Below are 18,332 nucleotides of genomic sequence, written 5' to 3'. Positions count from 1 at the left end.
GTCGACGCGGCGATCATCCTGGCGAGCACGCTGCGCTGATCGCCCTCCACACGCGCTGGCCCAGGGCCCGGTCGTACTGATCGAGCACTCGCCACGACGGGTGCTGGTCGTCGGAGAGACGCGGGAGAACGCGTCGCAGGTGCGAGCGGTCCTTCCTGGTCAGCGAGTCCAGCGCCAGAACGCGGGGAGTCCCCGCGGCCGCGGCGAGGACGGCGAGATCGTCGAGGTGCCGGTGGGGGTCGCGCGAGTCGATGGAGTACGCCGCCGATTTGGCGATGATCGCTCCGAGTTCGTCCGGCACGTCTACGGCCGCGGAGTCGCCGCCAGACGTGAGCGTGTAGACGTCTCGTCGCATCAGGGCCTGTGCGGCACCGGGTGAGCGCAGCAGTGGGATCCGTTGCCACCGGGTTCGTGTCCGTACGTCGCGGGAGACCATGACGTCCACGACGTCGCGGTCATCGCGCACGAACCGGTGCAGCGGGGTGCCTTGCGAAGGGGTGCGCGCAGAGAAACCGAGCGAGGTGAGCGGACCCGCGACATCGAGGACGGAGTTCGAGCTGATGTCGAGCAGGACATCGACGTCGCTGGTCGGTCGAATGGCGTCGACTCCGGCGCGAAGTGCATGCAGATGGACCATCAAGCCGCCGACCAGCATCCAGCTTCCCGGCGGGGTCGCCGCCGCCAGTTCGAAGACGAGTGGCCACGGCGAGTCCCGGGGCGCCTCGACTACGTGCGATCTGCCAGCCACGAGTTCCTCAATCGCTCGACCGCGTCCAGCCCCGCCCTCCGTACTCGAGCCTGACCATCGCGCGCTGAGTCGATCGCGATCAGGGCTGCGGGCGTCTCGGACCACGGGAAGATCTCGTCGACGAACCGATGCAGCGTGATCCCGCCCGTCTCGTCATCGCGGACGAGCATGGCGTGGTCGACGAGCTCGTCGTAGGTCATGCCTCTGGGGTAGCCGTGCAAGCGCTTGGCTTGTCCGACCAGTCCTTCACCGGCGCGCGCGCTGAGACGCGCGATCGCGCTCTCGCCGGTTGGATGCATGTTGTCGGCCGCGAGCTCCGGTCTTCGCGTCGCGAATCGTTCCACGCGGACCGATCGCGACACGGCGGCGACGAGCTGCTCGGCGGTTCGCCGGCGGATGATCGCCTCCTGCCGCGACGTCAGCCGGTCTCCGTCCGAGAGGGCCGAGACGAGGGCTCTCGCGGTGACGGCGGAGATCGGTCGGCCCGGAGCATGGTTCAGGCGCTCGCGCTCGCCCACCGCGGCGGCCGAGACCAGCCAGCTGCGATGGACCTTCTCGCCGGTGAGCTGCGCGGTCGTCAGCATGTCGACGACGCGTCGAGGAGACACCCCTAGGCGCCTGGCCGCTTCATCGGTCGTCACGAACCCGTCCATGCGTAAACCCTCCCTCGACGGAATAATAGTGCAGGTACCCTTTGCTCTGGTCGGGATGATCTCCCTGCGCTCGGAACGCCCTCGCTCCGCACATCCGGCGCTTGGCAATCCCCTTTCGTCGGCGGGCGCCGGGCGGTGCGCTTGACCATGCGTGAAATGAAGTTCGTGAAACTCGTCACCCGCCTCGAGGACGCCGCCGCCCTCGACCCGCTCGTCGGTCGCGTGCGGACGGTGGTCAACAGGGTCATCCGCCCCCAGCCCGTGCGCGACGTGCTGCACGGTGTGCCGGTCGGTCACCCCGTGCATCCGCTGCTCGTGCTCATCCCCGCCGGTGCCTGGCTCTCGGCGGCGGTCCTCGACCTGCTGCCCGGCAACGAGCGCGCGTCGCGAGCCCTCATCGGCGTAGGAGTCGTCAGCGTCCTGCCGACCGCTGCCGCCGGCTACACCGACTGGTCGGAGCTGCACGAGCAGCAGATGCGCGTCGGACTCGTCCACGCCGGCGCCAACGTGATCGCGACGGCTCTCTACGCGGCGTCCTTCGTCCAGCGCGGGCGAGGGCATCGCGTCAGCGGGAAGGTGCTCAGCATGGTCGGTCTCGCCGTCGTCTCCGGCGGCGGCTACCTCGGCGGGCACCTGAGCTACCGGCAGGCGGCGGGCGTGAACCACGCCGAGGACGTCCCGCACCGCTTCCCGACCGGGTGGCAGCTGGTGGGCCCGCTCGAGGATCTGCCGGAGAGGAAGTCCGTGAAGAAGGACGTCGCGGGGATGCCCCTGCTCGTCTTCCGCCGCGGCGACCGCGTCAATGTGCTGTCGAACGTGTGCAGCCATCTGTCGGGGCCGCTCGATGACGGTGAGGTCACTGAAGAAGGTGGCGAGGCCTGCGTCGCCTGCCCGTGGCACTCGAGCGTGTTCTCGCTCGAGACGGGCGAGGTGCTGCGCGGGCCGGCGACCTCTCCGCAGCCGAGGTTCGAGACGCGCATCACCGAGGGTCGCGTGGAGGTGCTGCTGCCGAACGCGGGGTGACCGCGGTTCGCTCGCACGGGCTTCCGTCCTGTCGAAGGCTGCACCCGCGAGCCCGACAGAGTGGACTGACGTGGGCTGACGCTGCGTTGAAGCAACTATCGGGCGAGGTAGCAGTGCCGAACGCGGGCGGTGTGCCTGGGCGGGAGGCGCTGCCGGCAGCTCCGTCGCCCCGAGTCGCTCAGCAGGGCGTGATCGAGCCGGCGGTGCGGGACAGCGTGCGCTCGCTTCCGAGGACCTTGACGGTGTCGATCGAGGCGCTCTTGAGTGAGGCGACAGTGGCGGCCGGCACGCAGTCCGGACGGCTGAGTGAGACGGAGGAGTGCTCGAAGGCGGCGGCAGTCGCGCCCGAGAGAGCATCGGCGAAGTCCTCGCCTGTCGCGAGATAGGTCGTGTCCTCGAGTTGCCACGCAGGCCATTCCTCGTTGATCAGGCGACTTGTCTCGTAGCGGTCGCGACCGCCGATCCGCTCCGCGGAGTCCACGAGACCGGAGGAGACGAGATCGTCTTCGATACCGGCGGAGATCGACGGGGTCTCTCCGAGTACATAGGCGTGGTAGGGATGCATCTGGGTGAGGATGTCCCGGGTCTTGTCATCGAGACCTTGCTCGGCACCGTCGACAAGCAGCACTGGCCCACCGATCCGCGCCGAAGCCCCGGCAATCGAAAGAGCGTCGGGGAAGTTGTTACCCGTAGCGAGATGGACCTCGTAGAAGTGACTCGAGGAAAATCTGTATGCCCCGCTGATCACCTTCCGAGAGGTGTCGTATCGGTCGGTACCCCCGACTCGGGTGATTTCGCCGACGATGGCGTCGATCTCCTCGTAGACAGCATCAGAGACCGTCAGGTCGCTGCCGACGACGATCGTCCTCACGGGAGCGAGCCGCTTGATCTCCAACGCTACGGCCGATGGAAGAGCATCGGGGTCGGTCAGGAGGAGGGCACCGTACTGGTGGGTCGCTGCTGGTCCAGCACTCAGTGCATCCGCCCACTTCTCCCCGCTCGCGATGTAGAGGACCGGGATCCCGGGGGCGAAGACCTGTGTGCTTGCGACGGACGTCCCGTATCGGTCGTCGCCCGCGATACGTGTGCTTGTGAACGCATAGGCCGAGGGCGAGAAGTCGACTCCGGTGAGGCCGCGTCCGGCGGGGACCGTGGCGTTCGTGGCGGTGCTGAACCGGTCGGCGTCCTTCCAGTACTCATCACCGATCTCCGGTGTGCCCCCGGCGACCGGGCTGGCGAGAACGCGCACCTTCCAGGTCCCTTCCCCGAAGTAGTTCCCCGATTCGGGGTCCTCTTTGAGCGTGTACGTCGCCGTTTCTCCTCGCCCCAGGACGAGTTCGGTCCCGGCAGCGGCTTGGGCGAAGCCGAACTCTGTCGATCCGAGGTCCCACGCGGCGATGTAGTAGCGGTGCTCCCCCGGGACGTCGGCCGGGGCGGTGACCGTGCCGCTGATCGTCCCTGGCGGAGCGACTTCAGCTGATGCCGGGTCGGCGGTGATGCCCGCCGCGAGGAGGGCTCCGAGAGCAATGGAGCAGAGGCCGAGGGTGATACGACGGAGATTCATGGCGATCGCTTCCAAGAGAGATGCGGCATGCCGCTGTGGATTTCTTATCTGAAGAACAGTCGGACGATCAGTTTCATCGTCCCTGGAGGGGCGTTCAACTGGCAAAGGCCAACTGCTTCCAGACGCGTGCTCCACTCATTCGGTGGTGCCCCGGGTCATGCCCCTGTTCCCATCGGCATTCATCGGCGCACCGCTGACGAGAGTGCAGCGGCGCGCCGAGGAGATCAGAGGACGATGTACTTCCCGTTGTCGTACAGAAGGAAGCTCTGCGCACTCTCTGGCACGATGTACGCCGTGTAACCGGTGAATACCGAACCCGGGTACAGCGTCGGGCCGTCGCTCATGGACGACATTCCGTCCCCGAGCACGATGTACTCGCGGTCGTAGCGGTTTCCCTCCGGAGTGGCGAGGGAGAGGTCGAATTCTGCGAGCGATGGCTCGACGCCGTCGGGATCGATACCGGTCATGGTCAATTCGGCGACGACGTACTTGAACCCGGCGGGCGCTTCGGAGTTGAACTGGTTCCACCCGTTGACCAGCGCGCCCGCGTTCGCGTCGACGACCTTTCCCGACAGGCTGTACTTGTCGCCGCCGAAGAGGCCCTCGGCCACATACGGCTGGGGGAGCGGATTCTGGGCGGTACCGTCGGCCGACGGCGCCGCCGCCTCGGCCGGCTCCTCGGCCGGTGCTTCTTCGGCCGGTGCTTCCTGGGCGGGCGCCTCTTCGGCGGGAGCTTCCGCTTCCTCCTCCGCGGGCGCGGGCACAGCGGGCTCAGCGACGGTGGTCTCGTCGGACCGCGTCTCCGACGTCAGGGAGACGGAAGTGGCGACGATGCCTGTGAGGAGAGCGATCGACCCGAGTGCCAGCCCGGTGATGGCCCAGCCCTTCGGCTGTCTCTTCACGAGAGCGAATATGCCGAGGCCTACCGCCGCGATGGCGAGGATGAGACCGAGTCCGGGAACGAGGCCGGTGAGGAACGCGAGGATTCCGAGGATCAGAGCGAAGAGCGCGAGCATCTTCGGTCCGGTGTACTTCGGCCGCGGCGAAGACCCGGGCTGCTGCTCGCCGTACGGTCGAGGCGCTCCACTTCCACCGGCGGAAGAGGGCTGACCGGGGGCGGGAGGGGGCGGCGGTGCATCGTCGTGCCACCGAGTGCCGTCCCAGTAACGCTGTTCGTTGTTGGCGTGCTCGGCGGCATACCAGCCGGCAGGTGCTTGATCGGGCATTTCAGCTCTTTCGGGTTCTTGCGGCGCATCAACTCGAGAGCGTTTCTAGGCGCGTCGATCGTCCGGTTCTGTCGGGTGTGTTCGGGGGTCTCGCAGAGGTGGATCGCGTAGGACCAGCCCGAATCCTCAACCTACTGAGGGAATTGACTTCAATGCGGACGAATAGTTGTCACCAGCGTTCTGAGCGCGTAGTACTACCTAGCGAGCGGTGTCTTTCCCCCCATCGACGACGAAAGTACCGCAGTGCATCCGGTGCCGAGACCGGTGAGCGGCGATCTTGAACGACCAGGGAGTCGGCACGGCCGCACTCGCGGGAGTCGCCGGAGCGCAGCCGATGACCGCACCGCCGTGCTCAGGTGCGACGCAGCGTCGTGAGCCGCGCTCGGCGCACCTCAGAGGTGCGGCGCCACCCGCTCCGCGAAGTCTGCCGCCACCCGCGTCGCCACCGCCGCGTACTCCGCATCCCAGACCGCCTGGTTGAAGATCTCGACCTCGATGTCGCCGGTGTAGCCGGCGGCGACCACCGCCTCCGTCAGCACCGTGAAGTCGATGACGCCGTCGCCCACGTAGTGGCGGGAGAGCAGCACATCGGAGGCCAGCGGGGTCGCCCAGTCGCAGACCTGGTAGCTGGCGATGCGCTTCTCCGCACCGGCGCGAATGATCTGGGGGAGGACCTCCGGGTCCCACCAGACGTGGAAGGTGTCGACGACGACTCCGACGGCGGCGGGGTCGAAGGGGGCGGCGAGGTCGAGGGCCTGCTTCAGGGTCGAGACGACGGCGCGGTCGGAGGCGAACATCGGGTGCAGGGGCTCGATCGCGAGCTGGACGCCGGCGGCGACGGCGGCGGGGGCGAGCTCGACGAGGGCGTCCTGCACGCGGGAGCGGGCGCCGACGAGGTCGCGGGATCCGGCGGGGAGTCCGCCGGCGACGAGCACCAGCGCGGGGGCGCCGAGGGCGGCGGCCTCGTCGATGGCGCGGCGGTTGTCGTCGAGGGCGGCGCGGCGCTCCGGGCCCTCGGCGAGGGTGAAGAAGCCGCCGCGGCAGAGGGACGAGACGCGCAGGCCGCTGTCGGCGACGAGCCGGACGGCCTCCGCGAGACCGACCTCGGCGACGGGTTCGCGCCACAGGCCGATCGAGGAGTAGCCGGCGGCGGCCGTCACGTCGAGCGCGGTGGCGAGCGGTGCGTACTTGATCGTCGCCTGGTTCAGGGAGAGTCGCGGATGCGTCACACCAGCACCGTCCTCAGCGCGTCGACGCCGCTCAGCGCCAGCAGCTGCGTCCACCGCGCGGCGGCCAGCTCGGGCCGCTCCAGGGCGCCCGCCTCAGACGCCAGCCGGACGATCTCGGACAGGTGCGGCAGCGACCGCGCGGAATGCAGCCCGCCGACCATCGAGAACGCCTGCTGGTGGCCGTTCAGCCACGAGAGGAACGCGACTCCGGTCTTGTAGTACTGCGTGGGCGCGGCGAAGACCTGGCGGGACAGGGCCTCGGTGGGTCCGAGGATCCGGCGGTACGACTCCACGTCGCCGGCATCGAGGGCCTGGATCGCGGCGGAGGCGTTCGGGGCGACGGCCGCGAACGCGCCGAGCAGGGCGTCGGAGTGGCGGGTGACGCCGTCCGCATCCGTGCCGCCCTCGATGAGGCCGACGTAGTTGAAGTCGTCGCCGGTGTAGAGGGTCGCCCCGAGGGGGAGGCGCGCGCGGACGGCGATCTCGGCCTCCGCGTCGAGCAGGGACATCTTGATGCCGCTGACCGACGGCAGGTGAGCCTCGATGATCCGGATGACGGTTTCGGAGGCCTCGGCGACATCGGAGGACCCGAAGTACCCGGCGAGCACCGAGTCGAACGCCTCGCCGAGCCAGTGCAGCACCACGGGCCGCGAGGCGCGCGAGAGCACGGCCGCGTACACGCGCTCGTAGTCGGCGGCCGAGGTGGCCGCGCGCGCGAGGTGCCGCGAGGCCATCATGACCACTCCGGCGCCCGCGTCCTCGGCGAAGGCGAGCTGCTCGAGGTACGCGTCGATGACGCCCTGGAGCGGCACGACCTCGTCGGTCAGCTGGTCCGTGTTGATCCCCACGACGACGGAGGCGTTCACCGACGCGGCCTCCGCGGCGCTGCGGCGGATGAGCTCCTGGGTCGCGGACCAGTCCATGCCCATGTTGCGCTGGGCGGTGTCCATCGCGTCGGCGACTCCGAGGCCCCACGACCAGACGTGGTGGCGGAACGCGAGGGTCGCGTCCCAGTCGACCTGCGCGGGGTGGCCGGGCACGTTCTCGCCGTGCACGAGCGGCACGACGTGGGCGGCGGCGTAGGCGACCCGGGAGGCGAGCGGCGCGCGCGGGCGGACGAAGGCGGGGGCGCCTCCGAGCTCGAACGCGCTCAGCGTGGCGTCGGTGGACAGCAGCGTGACGTCGGTCACTTCACGACCTCGACGGAGGCCAGCGCCTCCGCGTCGGCGGCGGCGTCGAGGGCCGCCACGTCGATGCGGCGGCCGTCGCGCGAGGACTCGAGGCCCAGCTCGGCCAGGCGCACACCGCGGGCGCCGGCGAAGAAGTCGTACTCGTGCGGCGCGTCCTCGACCACGTGGCGGATGAACTGCTCCCACTGGGTCTTGAAGCCGTTCTCGAACACGTCGTTGACGGGCAGCTCCTGCCAGTCGCCGGAGTAGTCGTGGGTCTCGGGGAGATCGGGGTTCCAGGTGGGCTTGGGGGTCGCGACGCGCGGCTGCACCTTGGCGCCGAAGAGCCCGACGACGGCCGAGCCGAGGGTGCCGTCGACCTGGAACTCGACGAGCTCAGGGCGGTCGACACGGACGGCCCACGACGAGTTCAGCTGCACGGTGATGCCGCCGGCGACGTCGAAGATCGCGTAGGCCGCGTCGTCGGCGGTCGCGGTGTAGGGCTCGCCCTGCTCGTCGACGCGGGTGTGGATGTGGATGGTGGCCTTGGCGTAGACGCCCTCGATGGGGCCGAAGAGGTTCTCGAGCACGTAGTTCCAGTGCGGGAACATGTCGACGATGATGCCGCCGCCGTCCTCGCTGCGGTAGTTCCAGCTGGGGCGCTGCGCGTCCTGCCAGTCGCCCTCGAAGACCCAGTAGCCGAACTCGCCGCGGACGCTGAGGATGCGGCCGAAGAAGCCGGAGTCGATCAGGCGCTTCAGCTTCTGAAGTCCCGGCAGGTAGAGCTTGTCGTGGACGACGCCGTTCTTGATGCCGGCCGCCTTCGCCGCCTCCGCGATCTCGAGCGCCTCGGCGTACGACTCCGCGGTGGGCTTCTCGGTGTAGATGTCCTTGCCGGCCGCGATCGCCTTCTTGATGGCGGGGACCCGGGCCTTGGTGACCAGGAAGTCGGCGTAGATCGGCCAGGCGGGGTCGGCCAGGGCGGCGTCGAGGTCGGTGGTCCAGTGCTCCAGGCCGTGCTTGGCGGCGAGCTCGGCGAGCTTGGCCTCGGAGCGGCCGACGAGCAGCGGCTCGACCTGCACGCGGGTGCCGTCGGAGAGCAGGACGCCGCCCTGCTCGCGGATGGCGAGGATCGAGCGGACGAGGTGCTGGCGGTAGCCCATGCGGCCCGAGACGCCGTTCATGATGATGCCGATGGTGCGGGGCGTGGTCGACTCTGACACGGGGGCCCTTTCGATGGGAGCTGGAAAGCGTTTACCGCATCGTATGCGAGGGGCGGCGGGTGGGCAAGCGGTTTCCGGGGCGGGTGCGGGTCTCGGCGAGGGACGTCCGGCTCGTCAGAACGCGTTCGGCTCGCGGGAATCGCGGGTTTCTGCGAGCCGAGCGGGTTTCTGCGAGCCGAAGGTGCCTCCGGAGTGGCTCGGGCTCGTCGAATCTGCTTCGGCTCGTCGGAATCGCGGGATTCTGCGAGCCGAACGGGTTTCTGCGAGCCGAACGTGATTCTGCGAGCCGGAGGTCGACCGGGGCCCGGGCCGGGGCCCGAGGCTCAGCGCCCGGGCGTGCTCTCGCGCACGACCACGGCGGTCGGCAGCACGACGGAGGAGTCGCCGTCGGCGCCCTCGTCGAGCGCCATCGCGATCGCGCGGCGTCCGATCTCGGTGAGGGGCACGGCCACCGTCGTGATCGCAGGGCTGACGTCGCGCAGGGTCGGGATGTCGTCGAAGCCGGCGACTCCGATGCCGGCGCCCGGCTCGACGCCCCGCTCGCGGAGGGCGGAGGAGGCGCCGATCGCCATCACGTCGTTGACGGCGAAGACGAGGTCGATGTCGTCGGCGTGCTCGTCGAGCAGCCGGAGCGTCGCCGCGTGGCCGCCGTCGCGGGTGAAGGCCGTCTCGACGACGAGCGCCGGGTCGACGCTCACGCCGTGCTCGGCGAGGCCGTCGGCGAAGCCCTGCACGCGGTCGGCCGAGGTGAGCAGGGTCGCCGGGCCGTGCACGATCGCGAAGCGGCGGTAGCCGAGCGCGACCAGCTCGACGGCGAGGGCCCTGGCGCCGGCGCGGTTGTCGAGCTGCACGGTCGGGAACGGCAGCGAGCGCTGGCTCAGCATGACCACCCGGCCGCCCGAGCGCTCGAACGCCTCGAGCTCGGCGACGAGCGCGTCGCGGGAGGACTCGTCGTCGAAGCGGCTGCCGGCCAGCAGCATCACGCGCGGGCGCCCGCCGCGGAGGGTGCGCACCAGCTCGAGCTCGCGCTGCGGATCGCGGTGGGTCACCCCGATCGTGACGACGAGCCCGGCCGCCTCGGCCGCGGCGAGGACTCCGGAGGCGATGCTCGAGAAGTAGGGGTCGGCGATGTCGCTGACCAGCAGGGCGACCGTCGAGGTCGTGCCCTTGGCGACGGCCTGCGCCGAGAGGTTGGTCGAGTAGCCGAGCCGGGTGGCCGCCTCGATCACGCGGGCGCGGTAGGCGTCGTTCACCTTGCGGGCGCTGCCGTTGAGGGCGCGGGAGGCGGTCGCGAGCGACACTCCGGACTCGCGGGCGACGTCGTGCAGGGTCACGGCCGCGGTGCGATCCTTCTGTGCCATCGATCACTCCTCGGCGGGCTGCGTGCCCGCTCCACGGTCGTCATTGTGCCACTCGGCGACGCTGAGGAGGAAAGCGTTCGCCCGAGAGGGCGCCGGGGAAAACCCCGGTGCGGACGACTATTCGACAGGTGTGCGCGAAAAGCGCACCGCGACCGCGGCGAAGACGGTGCAGCCGAGGGCCGGCACGATCAGCGGCGCGAGCTGCCAGGTGACCACCGCGGCCAGCACGAGGGCCACGAGGACCGCGCCCGATCCGCGGAGGTCGCGGACCGAGCGGACCGCCGCCTCCTGGAGCAGCGGCACCCAGCGGGAGTCGGGCTGCCACGCGGCGCACGCCGTGAGCAGCACGACGAGCCCCGTGGCCAGCAGGGCCGCGCAGACGACGCCGACGGCCGCGGCCCCCGGCAGGGCTCCACCCGCGACGAGCGCGAGATCGAGCGCGAGGGCGGCGGAGGCGACGACCAGCCCCAGGCCGATCGGGAGGGACCGGAGCAGGCCGGCACGCGCCTCCGCCAGTGCCGCCCCGAGCGTCGAGGGCTCGTCGAGCACGAAGCGGCGGAGGTGGCGCGCGCCGACCGCGAGCGCGAGCGGCAGGGTGACGAGCGGCAGCGCGAGCACCGTCACCAGCACGCCGGTGAAGAGCACCTCGGCGAACAGGGCGAACTTGTTCGCGGCGCCCGGCCAGCGCAGCGCCGTGCCGTCGGCGGCCGCCGCCCGGGCGTCCCGGGCGGCGCGGCGGGCGCGCGACGTGCTCATCCCTTGAGGCCCTGCGTGGCGACTCCGTCGACCAGGAAGCGCTGGAAGACGATGAAGAAGATCAGCACCGGGAGCAGCGCGAGCACCGAGACGGCGATCGTCGCTCCGTAGTCCGAGGCGGAGGTCTGGTCGTTGTAGACGCGCAGCGCCAGCGGCAGCGGCTGCTTGTCGGGGGTGTTCAGGTAGAGCAGCGGGCCGAGGAAGTCGTTCCAGCTCCAGATGAACGCGAAGATCGACGAGGTGATCAGCGCGGGGCGGATCAGCGGGATCGTGATCGAGCCGAAGATCCGGACGTGCCCGGCCCCGTCGATCCGCGCGGCCTCGTCGAGCTCGCGGGGCAGGTTGCGGATGAACTGCACCATCAGGAAGACGAAGAACGCCTCGGTCGCGAGGAACTTGCCGATCAGCAGCGGCCAGTAGGTGTCCATCATCCCCAGCGTGCGGAAGATCGTGTACTGGGGGATGAGCAGCACGTGCATCGGCAGCAGCAGCGTGCCGATCATCAGCGCGAAGTAGAGCGGACGGCCGCGGAAGTCGAGCCGCGCGAAGGCGTAGGCGGCCATCGACGACGAGATGACGACTCCGATGACCGAGCCGATCGCCAGGACGGTGGAGTTGAGGAAGAACTGCCAGAGCGGGACGCCGCCGACGCCCGCGAAGACCTTCACGAAGTTGTCGATCGTGGGGTTCTGCGGCAGCAGCGAGGTCTGGCCGCCGAACTCGCTGTTGGGCTTGAACGCCGCGGCGCCCATCCACACCAGCGGGTACAGGACGATCGCGGTGAGCACGATCATGGCGGCGATCCAGAGGAGCGTCGCGGTCGTGGGGCGCTTGCGCTTCGCGCGGGGACGCGGAGCCGGCTCGGTCAGCACCTGCGTGTCGGCCGAGGGGAGCGTGGTGTCGAAGGTCGTCATTTGGTGTCTCCCGAGTAGTGCACCCAGCTCTTCTGAGTCTTGAAGAGGACGAAGGCGAGGAGTCCGACGAACAGCAGCAGGACCCAGGCCATCGCCGAGGCGTAGCCCATCTGGTTGTTCGTGAAGGCACGGGTGTAGAGGTACACCGTGTAGAAGTTGGTGGCTCCCGCGGGGCCGCCGGTGCCGTTGCCGATGATGTACGCCGAGGCGAAGACCTGGAACGCGTTGATCATCTCGAGCAGCAGGTTGAAGAAGATGACCGGCGAGAGCATCGGGAGCGTGACGCTGCGGAACTTGCGCCAGGGGCCGGCGCCGTCCATCATCGCCGCCTCGTAGAGCTCGGCCGGGACCTGCTTGAGGCCGGCGAGGAAGATCACCATCGGGGCGCCGAACTGCCAGACCGCGAGGATGATCATCATCGGCAGGATGAGGGCGGGCACGCCCACCCAGCCGCCGATCTCGATCCCGAAGATCTGGAGACCGGAGTCGACGGGGCCGCCGGTCGAGAACATCGCGCGCCACACGATGGCGATGCTGACGCTCGCGCCGATCAGCGACGGCGCGTAGAAGGCGGAGCGGAAGAACCCGGTGCCCTTGGCGCTGTAGTTGAGGAGCATCGCGACGACCAGCGCCGCGGCGAGCTTCACCGGCGTGCCGATGAACACGTAGGCGAGGGTCAGCTGCACCGACTGGATGAACTTCGGGTCGCCGAGCAGGCGCTCGAAGTTGGCGAGCCCGACCCACTCGGGCGAGGTGAAGAGGTTGTAGTCGGTGAACGCGAAGTAGAGGGACATCAGCATCGGGCCGAGCGTGAGCCCGACGAAGCCGATGAGCCACGGCGAGAGGAACGCGTAGCCGGCCAGGGTGTCCCGCCGGGGGCGGCGTCGTGCTTCCCCGCCGGCCGGACGAGGAGTGCTCGTCCGGCCGGGGGTGGGCGCGACGCGACCGGATGCGGCGGTGCCGCTCGGGGTCGACGTCGTCGTCATGAGATGCCTTTCCTGGCCTGGGGAGTCGATCAGTTGTCGAGCGTGACGGCGGTCTCGTCGAAGAACTGCGTCACGGCCTCGTCGACGCTCACGGCACCGAGGCCGAGGCTCGTGCCGAGGTCGAGGAAGTTGGCCTCGATCGCGCCGTAGCCGGCGACCGGAGCGGCCGGAGCCTCGCCGATGCGGTCCTCGACCGAGTCGAGGTAGTCGGAGACCTGCTTGTCGGCGCCCTCGAGGTTCGCTCCCGCGAGCTGCTCGGAGGAAGCGGGGATGCCGAGGGTGGCGCCGAAGATCTCGCCGACGTCGGGGCTGTTGATGAGGAAGTCGAGGAACGTGGCCGCGGCCTCGGGGTGCTCGGTGCTCGAGGAGATCGCCTGCATCAGGCCGACCTTCTGGTAGAGGTCCTTGCTGCCCTCGTCGGCGGTGGGCGGCGCGGTCATCACGATCTCGGAGGCGCCGCTGTCGCCGATGTAGCCGCCGAGGAAGTTGCTCCAGCTCATCTCGCTGGTGGCGATGCCGGCGCCGAAGCCCGACTTGGGCAGCAGCTCCTGGAGGCGCGCGGCCGGCACGCCGGTCGTGGTGCGCATCTCGTCGCCCTGCTCCCAGAACGACGCGAGGTCGTCCTCGGTGAAGGCGAGCTCGCCGTCCTCGGTGAACAGCTCCTTGCCCTCGGCGCGCAGCTGCAGCTCGAAGTTCTGGATGCGGCCGGTGTAGTCGGTGCCGCCGTAGACCGAGCCGCCGGTCTTGGCGGTGACGTCGGCGACGTAGGCCGCGTAGTCGTCCCAGCTGCCGCCTCCGGCGTAGGGCTCGAGCCCGTTCGCCGTCAGGAGGTCCTGGTTCTGGAAGATCGCCCACGCGCTGTAGCCGGTGGGGATGGCGTAGGTCGCGCCGTCGAGGACGCCGGTGGCGAGGAGGTCCTCGGAGATGGTGCTCTCGTCGACCGCGCCGCCGAAGTACTCGGACAGGTCGCCGAGCAGGCCGTTGTCGCCGTACTGGCGGAGGTAGGTGTAGTCGAACTGCATCACGTCGGGGAGCCCGCCGCCCGCGGCCTCGGTCTGGCGCTTCTCCCAGTACCCGCCGTAGTCGGTGAAGGTGGAGTTGATCGTGATGTTCGGGTGCTCCTCCTCGAACAGCGCGATGGCCTGGTCGTAGCGGGCCGCCCGGTCGTCGTTGCCCCAGAACGTGTAGTTCAGGGTGATCTCTTCGTCGGGGTCGAGCGTGGCCGAGGCGCCGGAGCCTCCACCGGAGCAGGCGGTCAGCGCGAGTGCGGCGGAGGCCATGAGGGCTACTGCCGCGACGCGGGTGCTGTGTGTGCGGAACATCTTCGTCCTTTCGAGAACATCATTGTTTCGAACCCCCGACGTCTCGGTGAAACGTTTCGGGAAAGCGTTTGCCCTAAAGTACGTCGCGAGTATCCGCGCGTCAAGCGCGAGGGGTGCGGCGGGGTCAGAAGACGGGCAGCAGGGTCGTGAGCTCGTCGGAGGTGAGGCGGCCGTCGGCGACCAGCACGCGCCACGACCAGCGCGCCGGCGCGTCGAGGGGCCAGGCGCGGTGGAAGAACGGGGCGGCGCAGAGCATCGGGGTGGGGTCGGTGCGGACGAAGAACGGCGACGGAGCGACGGGGTTCGTCGCGGAGGCGGCGATCGCGACGGTCGCGGCGCCGGTCGCGAGGGCCACCCACGGCGCGTCGGCGCCCCGGGCGGCGTCGGCGGTCGTCTCCCCGCGCGGAGTCAGGACGCGGGCCTCGGCGAACGACGGCGCCAGGCGGAGGAACAGCCCGCCGTAGCCCGCGTCGGGCCGGCCCGCGGTGGTCGGCGATCCGAAGCGCAGGCCGGGCACCTCGGGGGTCCACTCGCTCTCGATGCCGAGCACCGCGACTCCGGCCGCGGGCCTGTGCACCTCGTGGCGGCGCTGCTCGCGCAGCAGCAGCCGGCCGCCGGCGTCGAACCAGCCGAGGTGCAGCGCCCCGCCGGTCTGCTCGAGCACGCGCTGCGAGCCGTTGTTGTCGAGTCGGCGGTAGCCCTCGCCGGCGACCCAGGTGACTCCGCCCCAGAAGTTCGCGTCCTGCGGCTCGTCGCCGATGCTCACGTTGGCGACGGTCAGCGAGAGGCCGAGGTGCCAGTCGTGATCGGGCGGGCGGAGGTCCGAGACGACGACGCCGCCCGGGGTGCGCAGCGGGTGCAGGTACGGCCGGGGCGAGTCGCGCGGGGGAGTGGCGGGGTCGTCGGTGACGAGCTGTGCGATGCCGTCGATCACGCCCGCGCCTCCGGGCGCAGGTCGACGACGTCGGCGCGCACGGCCGATCGCAGGCCGGGATCCTCCCGCAGCTCCTCGATCCGCACCGCCCCGCCCCGCTGCGTCGAGAGGTAGAGCGCCTCGACGATCTCGAGCGAGCGCGTCGGCGCGTCGGCGACGTCGGGCAGGGGAGCGCCGGTGCGCAGAGCCGCGTAGACCGCGTCGAGGTAGGGCTGGTGCCCGCTCGCCACCTCGTCGGCGGGGAACGCCCACCCCGCCGCCTCGGCGGGGTCGACGTGCGGTGCGGGGGTGAGGCGCCAGTGGGCGTGACCGTGCCCGTACAGGTGCTCGAGCTCGACGGTCGCGCGCTCGGTGTCGATCCGGATCGAGCTCGACTGCCGGGGCGAGAGAGCGCTCGTGAGCACGGAGGCGACCGCTCCCGAGGCGAAGCGGAGGACGGCCGTCGAGACGTCCTCGGTCTCGATCTCGCGGCCGAGGCGCCAGGCCTGGCCGGTCACCTCGTCGACGTCGCCGAGCAGGTGCGCGAGCAGGTCGAGCTGGTGGATGCCGTGCCCGAAGGTCGTGCCTCCGCCCTCGGTGTCCCACCGGCCCCGCCACGGGACGGCGAAGTAGTCGTCGTCGCGGTACCAGAGCGTGTCGCAGCGCGCGACGAGCGGGCGGCCGAGCGCGCCGGAGCGCAGCAGGCCGCGCACGTGGGCGGCGGCGGTGCCGGTGCGCTGCTGGAACACCACGGCCAGGCGGCGATCGGCGCGCGCGGCGGCGGCGAGCATCCGATCGACCTCGGCGAGCGAGAGGGCGGGCGGCTTCTCGACGACCACGTGCGCGCCGAGGGCGAAGGCCGCCTCGGCCTGCTCGGCGTGCACGCCGGGCGGTGTGCAGAGGTGCAGCACGTCGACCTCGGGGAGGTCGGCGAACGAGGTCCCGGAGGCGGGGATGCCGTACTGGGCGGCGAACAGGCGGGCGCGCTCGGCGTCGGTGTCGATGGCCGCGACGATTCGGGTGTCGTCGCGACCGGTCAGTGCGGCGGCGTGCAGGTGGGCGACTCCGCCCGTGCCGATGATGCCGACGCGGAGCGGAGGGAGGGTGTCGGCGTCCATGGGCGTCCTCGCGATCAGGGCGTCGGCGCGTGCCGGCGCTCTGGGAACCCTAGCTCGGAAAACGCTTGCCCGCCATCGGGATCGCGAGTAGCGTCGCCTCCGACCACGCCGACGGAGCCGCCGCCGGAGGTGTCGAATCGGAGACGATCCCCGTTGAGAGAAGCCCGCCCGTCCCTCGCGCCGATCCGGATCGACCGGCACCGACCCGCCCGCTCCTCGCTCCGGCTGCTCGGCCGCTACCGGAAGCGGATCGGCGTCGCCGTGCTCTTCTTCGCGGTGAAGGACACCCCGCTCTGGCTGCTGCCCGTGGTGACCGGCGCCATCGTCGACGTCGTCGTGGCGGGTGGACCCTCCTCGACGCTCTGGCTCTGGACGGCGATCGCGCTGGTCGCGCTGCTGCAGAACTACCCGAACCACGTGATGTACACGCGGCTCTACATGAGCTCGGTGCGCCAGACCGGCAAGGACCTCCGCAACGCGCTCGCGGCGCGGCTGCAGAACCTGTCGATCGGGTTCCACACCCGGGCGAGCGCGTCGATCGTGCAGACGAAGGTCGTCCGCGACGTCGAGAACATCGAGACGATGCTGCAGCAGGTCGCGCATCCGCTGCTCTCGGCCGTGATGGTCGCGATCGGCGCCCTCGTGATGACGGCGCTGAACGTGCCCGGGTTCCTGCCCGTCTACGCGCTGGCCATCCCGCTCGCGGTGCTGCTGCGCGCCTTCCTGACCAAGCGCTCGCGGAGGGGCAACGAGCTGTTCCGGCGCGAGGTGGAGCAGTTCTCAGCGCGCGTCGGCGAGATGGCGACGCTCATCCCGATCACCCGCGCGCACGGGCTCGAGAGCACGGCGGTCGACCGGGTCGCGGCGGGCGCCGAGGGCGTGCGCTCGGCCGGCTACAGCCTCGACCTGCTCAACGGGCGCTTCGCGTCGCTCTCGTGGGTGGGGCTGCAGCTGCTCGGAGTCGCGTGCCTCGTGGCCGCGGCCTGGGCGTCGATCAGCGGCTGGGTCCCGATCACGGCGGGGCAGGTGGTGCTGCTCAGCTCCTACTTCGCGCTGCTCACGGGGGCCGTGACGAACCTCCTGATGCTGCTGCCGATCATCGCGCGCGGCACCGAGTCGGTGCGCTCGATCGGCGAGCTGCTCGAGGATCCCGACCTCGAGCACAACGAGGGCAAGGCGCGCGTCGACGAGCTGCGCGGCGCGATCCGCCTCGACCGCGTCGGCTACCGCTACGACGGCGAGGTCGTCGCGATCGACGACGTCTCGCTCGACGTGCAGCCGGGGGAGACCGTCGCGTTCGTCGGATCCTCGGGCTCCGGCAAGTCGACGATGCTCAACCTGGTGCTCGGCTTCCTCCGGCCCACCAGCGGCCGCATCCTGCTCGACGGGCGCGACGCCGAGTCGCTGGACCTGCGGAGCGTGCGCCGCTTCGTCTCGGTCGTGCCGCAGGACTCGGTGCTGTTCGAGGGCTCGATCCGCGAGAACGTCGCCTACGGGCTCGGCGCGGTCGGTGACGAGCGGATCACCGCGGCGCTGCGGGACGCGAACGCGCTCGACTTCGTCGACGCGCTGCCCGAGGGCTGGGACACCGTCGTCGGCGAGCGGGGCGCGCGCCTCTCGGGCGGCCAGCGGCAGCGCATCGCGATCGCCCGCGCGCTGGTGCGGGATCCACGCGTGCTGGTGCTGGACGAGGCGACGAGCGCGCTCGACCCCGAGTCCGAGGCGCTCGTGCGCGAGGCCCTCGAGCGGCTGATGCGGGGGCGGACGACGCTGGTGGTGGCGCACCGGCTGTCCACGATCCGCTCGGCGGACCGGATCGTGGTGCTCGAGCACGGGAGCGTCGTGGAGGTCGGCTCGCACGCCGAGCTGCTCGCGGCCCGCGGGCGCTACGCGACCCTGCACGCCGTGCAGGCGGGGAGCTGAGCGCGGTCGGAGAATCGATCATTATCGATCATTGATCGGGGCATCGACGGCCGCTGCTCCTCCGGACCGCTGTTCCTCCTCCGACTCTCCGCGTCGCGGAAGTCCTGAACGACGCCATTGCTTCGCGCGATTCCGCTCGGTAGGTTGCTGAGAAGCACGTTCAGCGACAGTGATGTCGCTTTCTGATCGATATCGATCATGAAC

The 18,332-nt window shown here is 70.4% G+C and carries 16 protein-coding genes; 2 read left to right on the top strand and 14 right to left on the bottom strand.

Going from position 1 to position 18,332, the window contains the following annotated elements; genetic code table 11:
• Positions 1-13: 13 nt before the first annotated feature.
• Together GSU68_RS15745 and GSU68_RS15740 are read right to left on the bottom strand one after the other, a co-directional pair.
• Complete coding sequence (locus GSU68_RS15745) at positions 14-748, bottom strand: hypothetical protein (RefSeq protein ID WP_159909604.1); 735 nt, start codon at positions 746-748, stop codon at positions 14-16.
• Entirely contained in the window at positions 727-1,401 is a 675-nt protein-coding gene (locus tag GSU68_RS15740; RefSeq protein WP_159909603.1) for a helix-turn-helix domain-containing protein, read from the bottom strand. The genes GSU68_RS15745 and GSU68_RS15740 overlap by 22 nt, the downstream gene beginning before the upstream one ends.
• Before the next feature lie 147 nt (positions 1,402-1,548).
• Between GSU68_RS15740 and GSU68_RS15735 the strand changes: the two genes are divergently transcribed.
• Entirely contained in the window at positions 1,549-2,424 is an 876-nt protein-coding gene (locus GSU68_RS15735) for a Rieske 2Fe-2S domain-containing protein (RefSeq protein WP_159910340.1), read from the top strand.
• A 178-nt stretch (positions 2,425-2,602) separates the two neighbouring features.
• Here the strand turns inward: GSU68_RS15735 and GSU68_RS15730 are convergent, their stop codons facing one another.
• The 12 genes from GSU68_RS15730 to GSU68_RS15675 all read right to left on the bottom strand — a co-directional run bounded on the left by GSU68_RS15730 (position 2,603) and on the right by GSU68_RS15675 (position 16,205).
• On the bottom strand, positions 2,603-3,988 hold the full coding sequence (locus GSU68_RS15730) for a cell wall-binding repeat-containing protein (RefSeq protein ID WP_159909602.1): 1,386 nt from the start codon (positions 3,986-3,988) through the stop codon (positions 2,603-2,605).
• A 224-nt stretch (positions 3,989-4,212) separates the two neighbouring features.
• Positions 4,213-5,004 (bottom strand): DUF4190 domain-containing protein, encoded by a 792-nt coding sequence (locus GSU68_RS19720; RefSeq protein WP_208544590.1) that lies wholly within the window; start codon positions 5,002-5,004, stop codon positions 4,213-4,215.
• Positions 5,005-5,606: 602 nt separating this feature from the next.
• Positions 5,607-6,443: a sugar phosphate isomerase/epimerase family protein gene (locus GSU68_RS15720; RefSeq protein ID WP_159909601.1), complete on the bottom strand. Its 837-nt coding sequence runs from the start codon at positions 6,441-6,443 to the stop codon at positions 5,607-5,609.
• Positions 6,440-7,633, bottom strand: coding sequence for a dihydrodipicolinate synthase family protein (locus tag GSU68_RS15715; protein ID WP_159909600.1), 1,194 nt, complete (start codon positions 7,631-7,633; stop codon positions 6,440-6,442). The genes GSU68_RS15720 and GSU68_RS15715 overlap by 4 nt, the downstream gene beginning before the upstream one ends.
• On the bottom strand, positions 7,630-8,796 hold the full coding sequence (locus GSU68_RS15710; protein ID WP_159910339.1) for a Gfo/Idh/MocA family oxidoreductase: 1,167 nt from the start codon (positions 8,794-8,796) through the stop codon (positions 7,630-7,632). The genes GSU68_RS15715 and GSU68_RS15710 overlap by 4 nt, the downstream gene beginning before the upstream one ends.
• Before the next feature lie 362 nt (positions 8,797-9,158).
• Positions 9,159-10,196 (bottom strand): LacI family DNA-binding transcriptional regulator, encoded by a 1,038-nt coding sequence (locus tag GSU68_RS15705; RefSeq protein ID WP_159909599.1) that lies wholly within the window; start codon positions 10,194-10,196, stop codon positions 9,159-9,161.
• Between the two features lie 117 nt (positions 10,197-10,313).
• Positions 10,314-10,952 (bottom strand): hypothetical protein, encoded by a 639-nt coding sequence (locus GSU68_RS15700; protein ID WP_159909598.1) that lies wholly within the window; start codon positions 10,950-10,952, stop codon positions 10,314-10,316.
• Entirely contained in the window at positions 10,949-11,866 is a 918-nt protein-coding gene (locus tag GSU68_RS15695) for a carbohydrate ABC transporter permease (RefSeq protein ID WP_159909597.1), read from the bottom strand. Before GSU68_RS15695 ends, GSU68_RS15700 begins: the two co-directional genes overlap by 4 nt.
• Positions 11,863-12,852, bottom strand: coding sequence for a sugar ABC transporter permease (locus GSU68_RS15690; protein ID WP_159909596.1), 990 nt, complete (start codon positions 12,850-12,852; stop codon positions 11,863-11,865). The genes GSU68_RS15695 and GSU68_RS15690 overlap by 4 nt, the downstream gene beginning before the upstream one ends.
• 29 nt (positions 12,853-12,881) lie before the next feature.
• Positions 12,882-14,174, bottom strand: a complete 1,293-nt coding sequence (locus tag GSU68_RS15685; RefSeq protein ID WP_159909595.1) for an extracellular solute-binding protein — start codon at positions 14,172-14,174, stop codon at positions 12,882-12,884.
• 124 nt (positions 14,175-14,298) lie between these two features.
• Positions 14,299-15,108 (bottom strand): DUF6807 family protein, encoded by an 810-nt coding sequence (locus GSU68_RS15680; RefSeq protein ID WP_159909594.1) that lies wholly within the window; start codon positions 15,106-15,108, stop codon positions 14,299-14,301.
• A complete protein-coding gene (locus GSU68_RS15675; protein ID WP_159909593.1) occupies positions 15,105-16,205 on the bottom strand; it encodes a Gfo/Idh/MocA family oxidoreductase in 1,101 nt (366 codons plus the stop codon). The genes GSU68_RS15680 and GSU68_RS15675 overlap by 4 nt, the downstream gene beginning before the upstream one ends.
• 153 nt (positions 16,206-16,358) lie before the next feature.
• On the opposite strand from GSU68_RS15675, the gene GSU68_RS15670 reads away from it, so the two are divergent.
• Entirely contained in the window at positions 16,359-18,128 is a 1,770-nt protein-coding gene (locus GSU68_RS15670; RefSeq protein ID WP_208544589.1) for an ABC transporter ATP-binding protein, read from the top strand.
• Positions 18,129-18,332: the final 204 nt, after the last annotated feature.

The organism is Rathayibacter sp. VKM Ac-2759 (genome assembly GCF_009834225.1).
Lineage (GTDB): Bacteria > Actinomycetota > Actinomycetes > Actinomycetales > Microbacteriaceae > Rathayibacter.
This window is presented reverse-complemented; position numbering and strand designations above follow the sequence as displayed.